General features: G+C 43.5%; 10 protein-coding genes. 7 read left to right on the top strand and 3 right to left on the bottom strand.

All coding sequences use genetic code 11. The annotated features are described in order from the left end of the window. Nucleotides 1-226 precede the first annotated feature (226 nt). Nucleotides 227-1,579: a DUF3370 domain-containing protein gene (locus PN499_RS07260; protein WP_272031038.1), complete on the bottom strand. Its 1,353-nt coding sequence runs from the start codon at nt 1,577-1,579 to the stop codon at nt 227-229. A gap of 148 nt (nt 1,580-1,727) precedes the next feature. Between PN499_RS07260 and PN499_RS07255 the strand changes: the two genes are divergently transcribed. From PN499_RS07255 to PN499_RS07225, 7 genes are all read left to right on the top strand, one after another. Then, nucleotides 1,728-2,648, top strand: a complete 921-nt coding sequence (locus PN499_RS07255) for an RpnC/YadD family protein (protein ID WP_272031036.1) — start codon at nt 1,728-1,730, stop codon at nt 2,646-2,648. Beyond that, nucleotides 2,648-4,615: a S9 family peptidase gene (locus PN499_RS07250; RefSeq protein WP_334311662.1), complete on the top strand. Its 1,968-nt coding sequence runs from the start codon at nt 2,648-2,650 to the stop codon at nt 4,613-4,615. The genes PN499_RS07255 and PN499_RS07250 overlap by 1 nt, the downstream gene beginning before the upstream one ends. Nucleotides 4,616-5,847: 1,232 nt before the next feature. Further along, nucleotides 5,848-6,087 (top strand): hypothetical protein, encoded by a 240-nt coding sequence (locus PN499_RS07245; RefSeq protein ID WP_007354876.1) that lies wholly within the window; start codon nt 5,848-5,850, stop codon nt 6,085-6,087. 354 nt (nt 6,088-6,441) lie between these two features. After that, nucleotides 6,442-8,310 carry a DNA repair protein RecN gene (gene recN, locus PN499_RS07240; protein WP_272031034.1) on the top strand — a complete coding sequence of 623 codons (1,869 nt, stop codon included), beginning with the start codon at nt 6,442-6,444 and terminating at the stop codon, nt 8,308-8,310. Nucleotides 8,311-8,634: 324 nt separating this feature from the next. Next, entirely contained in the window at nt 8,635-11,817 is a 3,183-nt protein-coding gene (locus PN499_RS07235) for a GAF domain-containing protein (protein ID WP_272031033.1), read from the top strand. Between the two features lie 169 nt (nt 11,818-11,986). Beyond that, nucleotides 11,987-12,526, top strand: a complete 540-nt coding sequence (locus tag PN499_RS07230) for an inorganic pyrophosphatase (protein WP_272031032.1) — start codon at nt 11,987-11,989, stop codon at nt 12,524-12,526. Nucleotides 12,527-12,697: 171 nt separating this feature from the next. Next, entirely contained in the window at nt 12,698-12,886 is a 189-nt protein-coding gene (locus PN499_RS07225; RefSeq protein WP_272031031.1) for a TLTLP motif-containing protein, read from the top strand. Between the two features lie 132 nt (nt 12,887-13,018). Here the strand turns inward: PN499_RS07225 and urtE are convergent, their stop codons facing one another. Next, the gene (gene urtE, locus PN499_RS07220; protein ID WP_007354871.1) at nt 13,019-13,717 is read right to left on the bottom strand and encodes an urea ABC transporter ATP-binding subunit UrtE; all 699 of its coding nucleotides are present in this window, start codon (nt 13,715-13,717) and stop codon (nt 13,019-13,021) included. 72 nt (nt 13,718-13,789) lie between these two features. Next, nucleotides 13,790-14,551: an urea ABC transporter ATP-binding protein UrtD gene (urtD, locus tag PN499_RS07215; RefSeq protein WP_272031029.1), complete on the bottom strand. Its 762-nt coding sequence runs from the start codon at nt 14,549-14,551 to the stop codon at nt 13,790-13,792. Between the last annotated feature and the right edge of the window lie 170 nt (nt 14,552-14,721).

Here is a 14,721-nt window from a genome sequence, read left to right as displayed (position 1 = left end):
GTAATTGGTAATTGGTAATTTGTAATTGGTAATGGCTAATTGGTAATGGCTAATTTTAGGACTTATGCTCAGGGCTCCAGAAACCGGGTTTTTGAGAGAATCTGTGGGTTCCGGCGAAGTATTTTCGTCAAAAAACCCGGTTTCTGGAGCCCTGAGCATAAGTCCTAAAATTAGCCATTACCAATTAGCCATTACCAATTACCAATTACCAATTACCAATTACCCATTACCAATTCTCCAAAGTTTTAACAGTCAAAACCTGCGGCGGTGAAGCATCAGGCGGATAGAGAAAATCTACCTCAACAAGTCGTCTTTCTCCCGATGACATCTTCAATTTTACTAAAGGTTCCCCCTGCTGTCCACGCCGCTGCATTAAATGCACGTAGCGAGTTTGAGGAATTCCACTATCATCAGTGTAGCGGAGCCTTACTGTACCGCGAAAAAAGATTTGATTAGCTGGCGGTTCTAAGAAACTCAATCCTCCCAAAGTTAGCCGATCTGTTTTAATTGGAGTTTGAATAGCTATAGTGATATTTTGAGTTTCCCTAGTAGAATTATCAAGGGGCAAACTGAGGTTATATTCAATTCCATAATTGCCGTGAGCAAAGTATGCTGTATCTGAATATCGTACCAACATTCGAGCACTTTGCACTCGATCCGTGCCTAACATTCCGCGAGGAAGTGTAGATAAACCATAGGAAAAGGCTTTTCCTGGTTGAGGAATACTCAGCTTAGATTTACCAGATTTATCAACTAATTGAGCTTGCCATCGCGAACCTAAAGCAACTCCAGCAACTCTCCCGTAAATGATTCGATCTTCTGTTTTTTCTGGGGGAGTTGGCGCGAGATCGCGAGGCCCGGCAACATCACTATTCTCTAATAAATTTTCCCATTCTTCTAAACTAGGTGCGCGTTCATTTCCTAACGCATCCAGAGGCGCAAACATTGCCAAGTTAGCCATATAAATTTTACCATTACTTCGCAATCGCATCAAGGTAGATCGGCCATTCAGCGGCGGTTCTAGTTCCCGTACTGGGATAGAATAATTCATTAAAATCTGGCTTTTTCCAGGTAAAATTATTAATTGTGCAGGCACATCAGATTGCCGCTTTCCTCTGAGGATATCACTCATCACGCGACTACCAGGCCCCGCGTAGATATTGCCATCAAGATTGTTTGCATAAGGCGGCAAATCAATAAAAGGTGCATCAGGTTGACTCAGATAGCTTGCGGCCTGTAAGACATCAACTTTTACTGGTTGATTGCCGGGATTGTGTAAAATCAATCCCTGGTATAATGTACGCAAATTTTCGGGCGACCCCTTAGCAATATGGTGAGCAAATATATCAAATCTTCCCTCAAAAGGAAAGTTTAGGTGAGCCGAGGGATATTGCTTTCTATTGGGGGGAAAAGTCGAAAGTAAAATCCCCTCTTTTAACACTAATTCGGGGCTATTACTGTTAAAGGTTGGTACATTATCTAACTGTCCCGGTAAAGGACGCACTTCTTGAATTTGGACAATTTCTTGAGGTGGAAGTGATGCTTGACTGAGGTGGATAATTGGTAAAAAAGGTAGCATTATTTTAACTTAGCTTTGTGTAGTTCTGCTCTCAAACAAGAACCTTTTGTTTCTGCCAAAGATTCTTTAAACTATTTTACAGTCATATCTAGCTGTGCGATCGCCTTCTAATGATAAAATTTAATCAATCATTGGTACTAAAAGATTAATGACGCGACAGCCTCACGATCAATTTGCCAAACAGTATTTAGCTGAACTACTAGCATCATTAGGAGAAGTAAATGTTAGCCGCGAAGTAAGTGGCGAAGTTCGCCAAATCGATGTCTGGTTTGCACCCGCACCGCAACCTACTGGCGATCGGCAAAATTTAGGATTACTTGGTAAAATAGTATCGAGTCCATGTTTGCTGGAACCTTTTCGCAATCAACCCAGCAAAACAGAGATTCGTAGCTGTATCCTCAAACTATTTTCCCTGCAAAGTGAGTTGCACCGGCAAGCTAGACGTGAGGATGATGCTATTACTGAAACTGAGTTACCTCAATTGTGGATTTTGACAACTTCAGCTTCGGCTAGCTTACTCGATAGTTTTCGATTTACACTAGATCTAGATAACTGGTGTCAAGGGGTTTACTTTCTAGGCGAGGCGATGAAAACAGCAATTGTTGCAAGTAATCAATTGTCAACTACGCCAGATACGCTATGGTTGAGAATTCTCGGAAAAGGGAGAACTCAGCAGCAAGCCATTGATGAAATCATCGCACTCCCTGAAACAAATTCTTTACGCACAAATATTTTAGAACTGGTTTCAACCTGGCGAGTTAATCTACAAACAAAGCAAGATTTAACTGAAGAAGATCGCGAGTTAATTATGAATTTAACACCAGCTTATGTCCAATGGCGAGAAGAAACTTTGCTACAGGGACGACAGATAGGAGTAGAGATAGGACGCTTTGAAGAACGGCGTATTCTTGTAGAAAACTTGTTAATAGCCAGATTTGGGTCTATTGATGAAGCACTGTTAGCAGTGCTTGAACCAATGCTTGAATTACCGCCGCAAGAATTAACGCGAATGCTGCTTGAATTATCTCGCGAAGATTTGTTAACTAGATTTGGAAATAGAGAGAATTAATGATGAATCAAATCGCAAATTATGGCTCTTGGAAATCACCAATTACCTCAGATTTAATTGTCTCTGGTACAATTGGACTAGGGGGAATTTCCCTAGATGGCGATGATATTTACTGGATGGAAGGTAGACCATCCGAAGGCGGACGTAATGTCATTGTTCGTCGCACATCAGATGGTAAAATAACAGATGTCACACCACCACCTTTTAATGTTCGCACTCGCGTACATGAATATGGCGGCGGCGCGTTTTTAGTTGCCGATCGCACAGTCTATTTTTCCAATTTTACCGATCAACGCCTTTACCGTCAAACAATTGATTCAGAACCTCAACCGTTAACACCTGCGGGTGACTGGCGTTATGCAGATGGCATCATCGATCGCCAACGAAATCGCCTTATTTATATCCGAGAAGATCATAGCACTGGCAGTGAACCTGTTAACACAATAGTTAGCATTAATTTGGATAATGGTGAAGATATCCAAATTTTAGCTCATGGTCATGACTTTTACGCTTCGCCGCGCCTAAGTCCAGATAATTCTCAACTGTGTTGGATTAGTTGGAACCATCCAAATATGCCTTGGGATGGTACAGAATTATGGGTTGCAGAGATAAAAGCTGACGGTTCATTAGGTGAAAAACAATTAGTTGCAGGCGGAGTTAGCGAGTCTATTTTTCAACCTGAATGGTCAAGGGATGGAGTATTATATTTTATCAGCGATCGTTCTAATTGGTGGAATTTCTATCGCTGGCAACCAATCCAGTTAACAAGCGAGACAAACTCCTTAAAAAAATGGGGAGGGGAAATCGAACCTCTGTGCGAAATGCCTGCTGAATTTGGACTTCCCCAATGGGTTTTTGGGATGTTAACTTATGCCTTTGTTTCAGGTAATAAAATCATCTGTACTTATACTCAACAAGGCATCTGGCATCTAGCTAGTATCGATCTCAAGACAAAAGAGTTAGCAACAATTGAGACTCCGTACACTGATATTTCAGGAATTAAATCCCAAGAGAACCGAGTTGTTTTTCTAGCAGGTTCTCCCACAGAATCCACAGCTATTGTACAACTAGATTTAGCAACAAATCAATTACAAGTGCTGCGGCGTGCTAGTGAATTAACCATCGATTCTGGTTATCTCTCTAACCCCGAACCCATAGAGTTTCCTACAGAGAATGGACAGACAGCTTACGCTTTCTTCTACCCTCCCAAAAACCGCGATTACACGGCACCTACTGAGGAAAAACCTCCCCTGGTTGTTAAAAGTCATGGCGGCCCAACTGCTGCCACTTCTAGCAGTTTCAATTTAAAAATTCAATACTGGACAAGTCGCGGTTTTGCTGTACTTGATGTTAATTACGGTGGTAGCACTGGTTACGGACGCGAATACCGCCAAAGACTAAAAGATCGATGGGGAATTGTTGATGTTGATGACTGTACTAACGGTGCAAAATATTTAGCTGAAAAGGGATTAGTAGATAGCCAAAAAATGGCGATTGCGGGTGGTAGTGCAGGCGGTTTTACTACTCTGTGCGCTCTCACTTTCCGAGACGTTTTTAAGGCCGGTGCGAGTTATTATGGAGTCAGCGATTTAGAAGCTTTAGCCACAGATACTCACAAATTTGAGTCGCGCTACTTAGATGAATTAATTGGCCCTTATCCTGAACGGCAAGATTTGTATAAACAGCGCTCTCCCATTCATTTTACTGAACACCTATCTTGTCCAGTAATTTTCTTTCAAGGATTAGAAGATCGAGTTGTACCACCAAACCAAGCTGAGATGATGGTAGCTGCAATTAAAGCCAAAGGTTTGCCAGTGGCATACATTACTTTTGAAGGGGAACAACACGGTTTTCGCCGTGCTGAAAATATCAAAAAAACGCTCGACGGCGAATTCTATTTCTACTCGCGAGTATTTGGATTTCAACTAGCTGATGCGATAGAAGAAGTGCCTATTGCTAATCTTTAGCACTACTCTGACTATTAGGTAGAGTGGGTTAAGCCACTCTACTAAGTTTTATTGTATTTAACTTACATAACACAGCACTAGCTTATCCCTCTTAGGGCAGATTTTACAAAAATTGACATCACTCCAATGGAATAATGTGTATTCGTAAATTTAGCTGCTGTTAAATTATGTTACAGATTAAACTTATTACAGAGTAAAAGCGATCGCCTTAGCAATCCTGACATTGGCTTTCACAGCATAGATTCTTCCCCTCCTGATAGCTTGCGGTGAAATAACAGTTAAAGCAGATATTGTTTTCTTCAAGGCTCTATGCTATCATCCAAACCATACTCGCTATCGAGTACAAATTTAAAAGTAGTCACAACCTCAACCCTAGTTGAGTGAGTGAGTAGATGTCGTTTGACAGCAGCGTTGAAAATAAAACTTTTTGCGGATCGATCTCAAAAAGCTTATCCTCAACAATAATCGCGTCTTTAGACTCGGAACTGTCAAAAAATAATAACAACTCCGTTGAGTACAAGGTTGCTGATTCAAACTGTCAGCTAACCGCAAACACATTAACGTTCACAGACAAATTTAACTTAACCAAACTCAACCTAATTGATAGTAATGACTTACATTTCTATCAAAAATAGGCAATTAAGCAGGTGCAGCTTATTAGTTGCGCTTGCGGCGGCTATTTAAACTTATGTATAACAGCCGCTAGAAATATTGAAGTGCCAGTAACGGAAAAAGCGATCGCCAATGATACGTAGTAGGAGAAATCCTGAAACGGATTGTAGGTTTAAGCGATAAAAACCGATACTAGCAGACTTTTGAGCAAGCTTAAAACACGCTAAAAATTGGTATTCTCGCTCTAAATTTGCTAGTAAATAAATGACTATAAAACTAGCACCTGATAGGTAAGAAAATCTCTTAAAGCGTATTGATACCAGACAAATCTATCAGTAAAAATAAGGCTACAAAATTCTTAGCTGTAGGTAGTTTTAAAACTATTGTATTAATTGTTCGCACCGAACAGTTTTTCGGTGCTAAACAGTGCGTAAACAGCTTAATTTGGATTTTAGTCTTGAGAGAGTGTTGAGCTAAATATAACTCAGCACCGCTTCTGTTTGCTTTAATAAATAGGGCAAAAAACTTGACTAAATCTAATTCATTAAAAATGATTTTAGATGTACAATTAAAAGCTAAGTATCGTTATTTAACTGAGTTCTTTACTGAATATTACTCCTATGAACGTGGATTTTATCAAAGCCCAAGTCAGGTTATTGCAGGGTGCAAGTGCCTCCGAGCAAGAAACCAGACTAAAGAATATCGGTGTTTGTGCGGGAGTTATCAAGGCTGGAGAGTATCTGACACCGCAGCGCCGACACGCCGTTACTCTCTGGCTGCGAGCTAATGCAGTTCGCCTCCGGCTTCCGCAACTCCCGATTGAATTTGCAGTGGAAAAAAGATCGCAATCAAGCAGTTAAATAATAATCTACCCGTCAATCATAATCTGCACCAGTTTCGTAACTTTTCTATCTATCAGCTCTCCATTTTCTCAATAGTTTACTCTTCTAACAAAATCCCTATAAATCACTTTAAAAGGAGGTTGAAAAATTACAGTTTAGAGTTTAGATAGAGTTGTATGTTATTGCGTTTTAACGCTAAAGTGCAACAATATACTTGGGAGCATCCAAATTTCGGATTTAATTTTCATGCAGTTTCGGGTGCTCCCCCACACTTTTTGAGTATATTATTTAATTCCGATTGCCTAGTCGCGGCACTTTATACCAGCATCAAAGACTTTTTTATCCCCTTGTTGAGGTTTCTACCCGCCATCCATGCTCCTATCTCTCCGAATTGAAAACTTTGCCTTGATCGACAGTCTAAATATCGATTTTGGCCCCGGTTTAAACGTCTTTACAGGCGAAACAGGTGCAGGTAAATCAATTATCTTAGATGCTCTAGATGCTACTTTAGGTGGCAAAATTGACCGGCGTGCTATTCGTACAGGAACAGCGCGGGCAATATTAGAAGCTACTTTTGAGTTAGATCGATCTGCGGTTCAATGGCTGAGCGAACAAGAAATAGAACTGATCGATGGAAACTTAGCAGTTTGTAGCCGAGAACTTACGGCTGCTAGCGGTGCATTTCGCAGCCGATCGCGCTTAAATGGTATTCTCGTTAATCGCCAACTGATGGATCAATTGCGCGATCGCCTCGTTGAAATTACCGCCCAAGGTCAAACAGTACAACTCGGACAACCCGCCCTTCAGCGTGAATGGCTCGACTTCTACGGGGGTTCGGAACTCATTAATCATCGCCAAGCAGTAGCCGCCGCCTATACAGCCGCCCAACAAGCCGCCGCCGCCCTTACGCGCAGACGACAATCCGAACAACAACGCTTGCAAAGGCTCGATCTCTTGGAATATCAAGTTCGCGAACTTGGTGAAGCCAACCTCAGCCAACCAGACGAACAAGAACAACTCGAACAAGAACGTACTCGACTCGCCCACATCGTAGAACTACAAGAGAAAAGTTACAAGATTTATCAAGCCCTCTACCAGAATGATACCGGGGCGGCCGCCGCCGGCGATTTGCTCAGCCTTGCGGAAAGCTCCCTCAGCGATATGACAGTTTATGACCCCCAATTGCAGCCCATACTAGAAATGGTCAGCGACGCTTTAGCTCAAGTGACAGAAGCAGGTAGGCAAATTAGCAGCTATGGCGAACAATTAGAAACAGATCCTCAAAGACTTGAAGAAGTAGAAGAACGGATTCGGGAACTGAAACAAATCTGTCGTAAATATGGGCCTTTGAGCGAAGCGATCGCCTACTACCAGAATATCCAAATAGAACTTAAAGAACTCCACGACGGGGGCGAATCAATGGAAGCCCTAGAACAAGCCCATATAGCCGCTTTTGAGCAGCTTAAAAGCGAGTGTCATACCCTAACATTAAAACGCAAAGCAGCAGCCCTTAAACTCGAAACTCGCTTAGTTGAAGAACTTAAACCTTTAGCAATGGAGAAAGTACAATTTCAAGTAGAGATTAGTCCTTGTTCTCCCACAGCCGGAGGTGCAGACGCGATCGCCTTCTGTTTTAGTCCCAATCCCGGAGAACCCATGCAACCATTAGGCGCGATCGCATCAGGAGGAGAAATGAGCCGCTTTCTCTTGGCCCTCAAAGCCTGTTTTTCCCAAATAGATAGTTCCGAAACCCTAATCTTCGACGAAATCGATGTCGGAGTATCGGGAAGAGTCGCCCAAGCGATCGCCCAAAAACTTTACCAACTCACCCACAGACATCAAGTCCTCTGCGTCACCCACCAACCCCTCGTCGCCGCCATGGCCGACTCCCACTTCCGAGTTAATAAACAAATCATCGAAGATCGAGGAGATGGGGAAAGTAGGGAAGATGGGGGAGATGGGGGAGAATTTTCTAGTTTGGCAACTCCAAACCCGCCTGAAATCCGTACAGTTGTTAGAGTCAGCCTGCTTGACAACCAAGAGAAACGGCGCGAAGAACTAGCCCAACTTGCTAGTGGTAGATCCGCCACAGAAGCGATCGCCTTCGCCGAATCCCTCCTCGCCGAGGCCGCCATCCTCCGCCAAACCCACTCAGAACAGCAAGCGATCGACCTCAAAACCCCAAATCACACCAGAGGAAGCCATCAAAAAACTTACACCGACAAAAAACGCAAATCCTAAGTTAACTCTATCCAGCCCAAAAATATTTAAAATGCTAGCAGACGACAGTTGCAGGATTAAACAACCACCTATATCGTGCCAAGATGACAGAAATTCCGCCGGAAAACCACAATTGTAGAAACCAGCACACATATTAGCAGGTTATGATGCAACAATCATGGCAAGGCTAGACCCTCCCCAGATTTAGCAACAGCCCACTATCCAAGTAAACTGGGAATAAGTCTTAGACTCTGCTTACTAGGTGCTAACTACCCGCCCTGGTGAACTTGCCCACCCCTCACCCGTCAAAGACCAACCCTTACGCAATAGCCTCTGTAAAGGTCTATGAAATCTGCATCTCCCAACGTATCTATGGACAACGCTACCACCGCCGTGATAGATGTTGTCCCTCAGAATGACAATCATCAGGTTCAGCATCCCAAACCTAACTCTAGTAGCAGTTCTCTCACCATAGCCCAAGGAAACTTCTCCACCTTCCTCGCCCCCCTTAACAAAGACAACTTTAAGCACGTCACTAGAGATGTAGAAGATAAGCTGAGAGTTGTTAATCAAACGCTAGGGATGTTGGACAATCTACTGGACAGCCAGGGATTTGATGCCATCCTAAATGAAATGTTGCAGTCCATCACCCTCAAAACAGGGGAATTGTTGAATGCAGACCGCAGCACTATTTATTTATTAGATGACGAAAAAGATGAACTCTGGTCAATTGTCGCTAAAGATGAAAAAGGCAACAATTTAGAACTCAGATTTCCCTCCACAGCAGGTATAGCTGGAGAAGTAGCTACCTTTAAGAAAGTTGTTAACATTGGCTTCGATTTCTATGACGATCCGCGCTCAGCCACCGCTAAGAAGATGGATCAAAAAAATGGATACCGCACCTTTTCCATGCTGGCGATGCCTCTGCTGAATGAGGACACAGGGGAGTTAGTAGCAGTAGTCCAACTGATTAATAAATTAAAAATAGATCACGAACCTCATGGACGATTAGAAGACAAAATTGATACCTGTGGATTTACCGCAGAAGATGAACAAGTATTTAGAGAATTTGCACCCTCAATTCGCCTAATTTTAGAATCTTCCAAGTCTTTTTACGCAGCAACTCAAAGACAGCGTGCCGCGAGTGCGCTGATGAACGCCGTCAATGCACTTTCTCAGAGCAGTTTAAACTTAGACGATACCCTTGCCAGAGTAATGGATCAGGCAAAAGAATTAATGAACGCCGATCGCAGTACGCTCTGGCTATTAGATGAAGATAAAAATCAACTCTGGACAAAAATTCCCATCGGCGGGAATTTACAAGAAATTAGAATGCCGAGAAATGCCGGCTTCGCTGGCATCGTTGCTGAGTCAGGAGAACCTCTCCTATTACCCTTTGATGTTTATGACGATCCCCGCGCTGTCAAGTCAAAGGAAACCGATCAAAAGTCGGGATATCGGACTTGCAGTATGCTATGTATGCCTGTCTTCAATGCTGACGGTAAATTAATAGGAGTTACCCAATTAATCAACAAAAAAAGACAGGGAGACTATCCCGCCTACGACTCCGCAAACTGGCCGGAAGCACCAGATCAGTGGCGGTCGAGTTTTAACCGCAATGATATGGAATTTATGAAGGCGTTCAATATTCAAGCTGGAGTCGCCTTACAAAATGCTAAACTTTTCGCTGAAGTCAAGCAGCAAGAACAAAGACAAAAAGATATGCTCCGCAGCTTGACAAATGGCGTAATTTCTACAGATAAGAATGGTCATATCGTTGCTACCAATGACAGTGTAAAAAAACTACTGGGAGCTACCGATGCCGACCTCGCAGAAGGCAAATGCTTGCGCGAGTTAATCAATTTAGAAAAAGGGAATTTTATCCAGTGGTTTGAAGCAGCTTTGTCACCCAAAGAGGAGAAAGACCGCCGACAGTTTTACCCAGACCAAGTTTTACTTCCCCTCGAAGGCGAACCCCAAAGTGTTAATTTATCAATTAACTCAATGGCAGATGCTGTCGATCCTGAGAAAGTCAATGGGGCGCTATTAGTCATGGAAGACATTAGCGGGGAAAAACAAGTAAAAAGCCTGATGTACCGTTACATGACCCCGGAAGTAGCCGAAGCTTTGTTAGCTTCCGGCGACACTGGACTCGGCGGTAAGCGCAAGCACGTCTCAGTGCTATTCTCAGATATTCGCAGCTATACCACATTAACCGAAAAATTGCAAGCAGAAGAAGTGGTAGCGATGCTGAACGGATATTTTGAAGAAATGGTAGATGCCGTCTTTAAATACGGCGGTACTCTCGATAAATACATCGGCGACGCACTGATGGCTGTATTCGGTTCCCCCGCACCTCTGGAAGATCATAGTTGGTGCGCCATGCAAACCGCCGTAGAAATGCGGGAACGCTTAGTGGAATTCAATGCCACTCGCGTCAAAGACGGCTTAATGCCAATCAGCATCGGTATGGGTATCCATTCCGACGAAGTGGTGAGCGGTAACATCGGCTCCAGCAAGCGCATGGAGTTGACATCCATTGGCGATGGTGTCAACCTCGCCTCTCGCTTGGAAGGTACTTCCAAGCAATACGGCACAGACTTGGTGATCAGCGAAAATACTTATAAAGATTACGCTGAGCGCCTCTATGTTCGGGAACTCGATTTCATTACCGTCAAAGGCAAAACCGAACCTGTCACCATCTACGAACTTTTGGGCATCCGTGCGGGCTTTTCGCCAATTGGCAAACCCCTGAGCGAAGCCCAGCAGAAGGTGATAGAACACTATGCAAAGGGACGCGAGTGCTACAAGCGACCAGTGAGCGAAAAGCTTTCTGACACAGAGATTAGAGAGCTTTTAGATAGAGTCAAACAGATGTCTGCGGCTGAGATCAAGAAGCTCTCATACAATGTCGAAGAGCAGTTAGAGTATCAGCTTAAAAAACTGCTGTATTACATTAAAAAGCTGCCAGAGGCGAAAATCGCTAGACCCGGTAAGAAAGACGAGCTGATTAAGTTGCTCAAGCCTGAAATCAAGCTGCTGTCTTTGGAAACGATTAAAAATCTCTCCGAGGACGAAGTGAGAGTGCTGCTCAAAGCTAAAGTTAAGCAGATCTCAGCAGAGGATATTAAGGAACTAGGAGAGGGCGATGCTAAAAAGCTTTTGGAGATCGAAGTTAGGCAGCCCTCCAAGCCTCAGATTAAGAAACTGACATCCGCTGAGATTAAGCAGCTATTAGAGGCTAAAATTAAAAGTCGGTCAGTCGAGGCAGTCGAGAATTTTTTACACGAAGAATTCCCGAACTTATCCCTAGATCAAGTTAAGAAGCTGCTCTCTGAGGTCAAGAGGCTGTTAGAACCTAAAGCTAAGCAAGCGTTTAAAGATGCTGACAGCCAATTTCACTCTGTTCTGGAAGCAGACCCCAAAAACAAGGCAGCTAAATTGCACATTGAGCGCTGTATGCTATTTCAGCACCAGCCTCCAGATGTCCTCAACTGGGACGGCGTTTGGAAACTCACGGAAAAATAAAAAACCTTGCGGCGGGGATCGCCGCAGGGTTGCCGCCCGCCCGCCCAAGAAATCGAGCACTTCACTCAATTCTGTAGGGCCCAAAAATTGCTGTCAGTTAACCTCAAAGAGGTTTATTGGTAGAGAGTTAATGTTCTAGTCTTAGATATAGGAACTTTAAGCGCTAGTTATGAGTAATTTGAATTCGCAGTCCGCAGATATCGATTGGGTGGAAGACGTTTACCAACTGTTGATGGATATTGCTCGCTGCTCTTTGTCGGATATTCCCAGACTACCAGAGAACTTTTCTCAAAAGGCTCTGCCTCTGTTACAGAAGGTACAGAGTATTGAGGAAAGTCACGATGGGCAAGCAATCTCAAGTTCGCACTTTGGGTACGAGCGTGAGTGGGCACAGCAAGTGCGTCAATTTTTGCTGGAAATCACTAGCGTCTATTTGTCAGAGCAACCAAGAATGCCGGAAAATCTGGCAGGGAGAGCGATCGCGCTGGCAGAAAAAGCCCAGGCTATTAAAGAAGTCGCAGAAAATGAAACATCCTCCGCAGATGAATCGGACACCTCAGTGCCTCATCCAGAGGTGCTGCTGCAACTCCTACGTGAGAGCTTCAAAATTCAACGCTCCAAAAGCAGTAATCCAGATGCCCCCCAATGGCAGCAAGCGATTACTATGCTGGACGTAGTGCAGGGAATGTATAACCAAGTCCATGAGTGAATCAGTTTCGGCGCTCGACGCTTCCTCCCCATCCTTGCGAGCGGCTGGGGAGATATCTCTTTGGAGGTAGATTCAGGTTTTTGTGTAAAAAAGCTGGAATTGTGTTAGAATAACTTATAGTTATTTTTAGATCGCTTTCAGTGAGTTCACAATAGCGTATCTACATTCCTTATGGAATCCAATAGTCAGCCTGCCAGTCCTTCAGACCGACCTCCTCAGCAAACGCTAGCCAATATTGTCGGAACTGCGATCGCTGTATTGACATTAACGCTGCCCTTGTGGGCGATCGCACACTATTCTCCCACTAATATTCACATTTGGCAACAAACACCCTATCAGCTCCAAAGATTTCCGCAGTGAACGGGAGTAGTCCTTGATCCTTCGGCGATTGAAATCGCTACTACACGAACGAAGTCCGCCTACGCGGACTAAAAGATAACCTGAGTTAGTATCAGGAGTCACAATTCCTGCTGTAGAAATCATTTCAGAACCCTACACTGCCAAAAACCTCTGAATCACTTCGTCGCTAAGTTCGCTAGTATTTCCCGATGCTACAATACCGCCTTTTTGCATCGCGTAGTACCAGTCAGCTTGGCGCACAAAATGCAAGTGCTGTTCTACTAACAATACTGAAATACCCTTAGATGCCACAATACCCCGTACAGCCGCTTCAATTTCCAGAATAATAGAAGGTTGAATCCCTTCTGTAGGTTCGTCTAAAACCAATAATTGCGGCTGTCCCATCAATGCTCTAGCAATAGCTAACTGCTGCTGCTGTCCCCCGCTTAAATCGCCACCCATGCGAGAAAGCATAGTTTTTAACACAGGAAATAACTCAAAGATCTCATCGGCAACTTCTTGCTTTGTCGGCCTGATTTTTCTTGCTTCCAAACCTAAAAATAGATTTTCCTCAACAGTCAAACGGGGGATAATCTCGCGGCCTTGCGGGACATAACCAATACCCATTTTCGCTCTTTTGTCAGGAGATTTGGAAACAATACCTTCTCCGCAAAAAGCAATCGCACCACTCCGAGGTTGCAGCAATCCCATCAGCGTTTTTAGCAGAGTAGTTTTCCCCACTCCATTGCGGCCAATCAAGCAAACCATTTTCCCCGCCGCCACACTCAAATCCACATCGCGAAGAATGTGGCTTTCACCATAGTAAACATTTAAACCAGAGATTTGCAGCATATTTTTGGGTAATGGGTAATGGGTAATTGTTAATTGTTAACAGTTAATTATTAACGGTTAACTGTTAAATCTTTAAGCAGCTTTGTGCTCTTCTTCTGGTTTTCCTAGATAAACTTCAATTACACGCGGATCGTTTTGTACTTCATCCATATTTCCCTCGCACAAAACCGAACCTTGATGCAAAACCGTTACTTTCCTAGCAATTTGCCTTACAAACTCCATATCATGTTCAATCACTAATACGGAGTGACTTTCAGCTAGCGAAATCAGTAAATCCCCAGTTAAAGCCGTCTCTTCATCAGTCAATCCTGCTACAGGTTCATCTACTAATAATAAATCAGGAGACTGAGCTAATAACATCCCAATTTCTAACCATTGCTTTTCACCATGAGAAAGTAAACCAGCCGCAACGTCAGCTTTAGCAATTAAACCAATAGTTTCCAGTAAACCAGTCACCGTGCGTTTTTCAGCAACTGGAGGACGCTGCACCAGCGTTGAAAAAACATTTTTTTTGCGGTTACAAGACAGCTCTAAATTTTCCCTTGGTGTTAGATTCAGGTAAACTCGCGGCGTTTGAAACTTGCGGCCAATTCCTAAACGAACAATTTCATGTTCCGATAATTGACGCAAGTTTCGTCCTTTAAATATAACCCGCCCCTCAGTCGGCTGCACCTTACCCGTGATCACATCCAGAAACGTCGTTTTCCCGGCTCCATTCGCCCCAATTATCACTCGCAACTCGCCCGCATCCATACTAAAATTAAGCGCATTTAGCGCCTTAAAACCGTCAAAACTAACGGTCAAGTTCTCAATTTCTAAAATTTTTTCGTTCATAAACTTAGTAATTGGTAATTGGTAATTGGTAATGGCTAATGGCTAATGGCTAATGGCTAATGGCTAATGGCTAATTGGTAATTGGTAATTGGTAATTGATACACCGAAGTAGTTTCAAAGTATTGCGATTGCTTCGCTTCGCTCGCAATGACAACTAACAACCAACAACT

The organism is Kamptonema animale CS-326 (assembly GCF_028330895.1).
GTDB classification, from domain to species: Bacteria; Cyanobacteriota; Cyanobacteriia; order Cyanobacteriales; family Microcoleaceae; genus Kamptonema; species Kamptonema formosum.
This window is presented reverse-complemented; position numbering and strand designations above follow the sequence as displayed.

Excerpts from the sequence above, each read along its gene's own strand:
- PN499_RS07260 (WP_272031038.1), bottom strand. The coding sequence starts at position 1,579 with ATGCTACCTTTTTTACCAATTATCCACCTCAGTCAAGCATCACTTCCA.
- PN499_RS07255 (WP_272031036.1), top strand. The coding sequence starts at position 1,728 with ATGACGCGACAGCCTCACGATCAATTTGCCAAACAGTATTTAGCTGAA.
- PN499_RS07250 (WP_334311662.1), top strand. The coding sequence starts at position 2,648 with ATGATGAATCAAATCGCAAATTATGGCTCTTGGAAATCACCAATTACC.
- PN499_RS07245 (WP_007354876.1), top strand. The coding sequence starts at position 5,848 with ATGAACGTGGATTTTATCAAAGCCCAAGTCAGGTTATTGCAGGGTGCA.
- recN (WP_272031034.1), top strand. The coding sequence starts at position 6,442 with ATGCTCCTATCTCTCCGAATTGAAAACTTTGCCTTGATCGACAGTCTA.
- PN499_RS07235 (WP_272031033.1), top strand. The coding sequence starts at position 8,635 with ATGAAATCTGCATCTCCCAACGTATCTATGGACAACGCTACCACCGCC.
- PN499_RS07230 (WP_272031032.1), top strand. The coding sequence starts at position 11,987 with ATGAGTAATTTGAATTCGCAGTCCGCAGATATCGATTGGGTGGAAGAC.
- PN499_RS07225 (WP_272031031.1), top strand. The coding sequence starts at position 12,698 with ATGGAATCCAATAGTCAGCCTGCCAGTCCTTCAGACCGACCTCCTCAG.
- urtE (WP_007354871.1), bottom strand. The coding sequence starts at position 13,717 with ATGCTGCAAATCTCTGGTTTAAATGTTTACTATGGTGAAAGCCACATT.
- urtD (WP_272031029.1), bottom strand. The coding sequence starts at position 14,551 with ATGAACGAAAAAATTTTAGAAATTGAGAACTTGACCGTTAGTTTTGAC.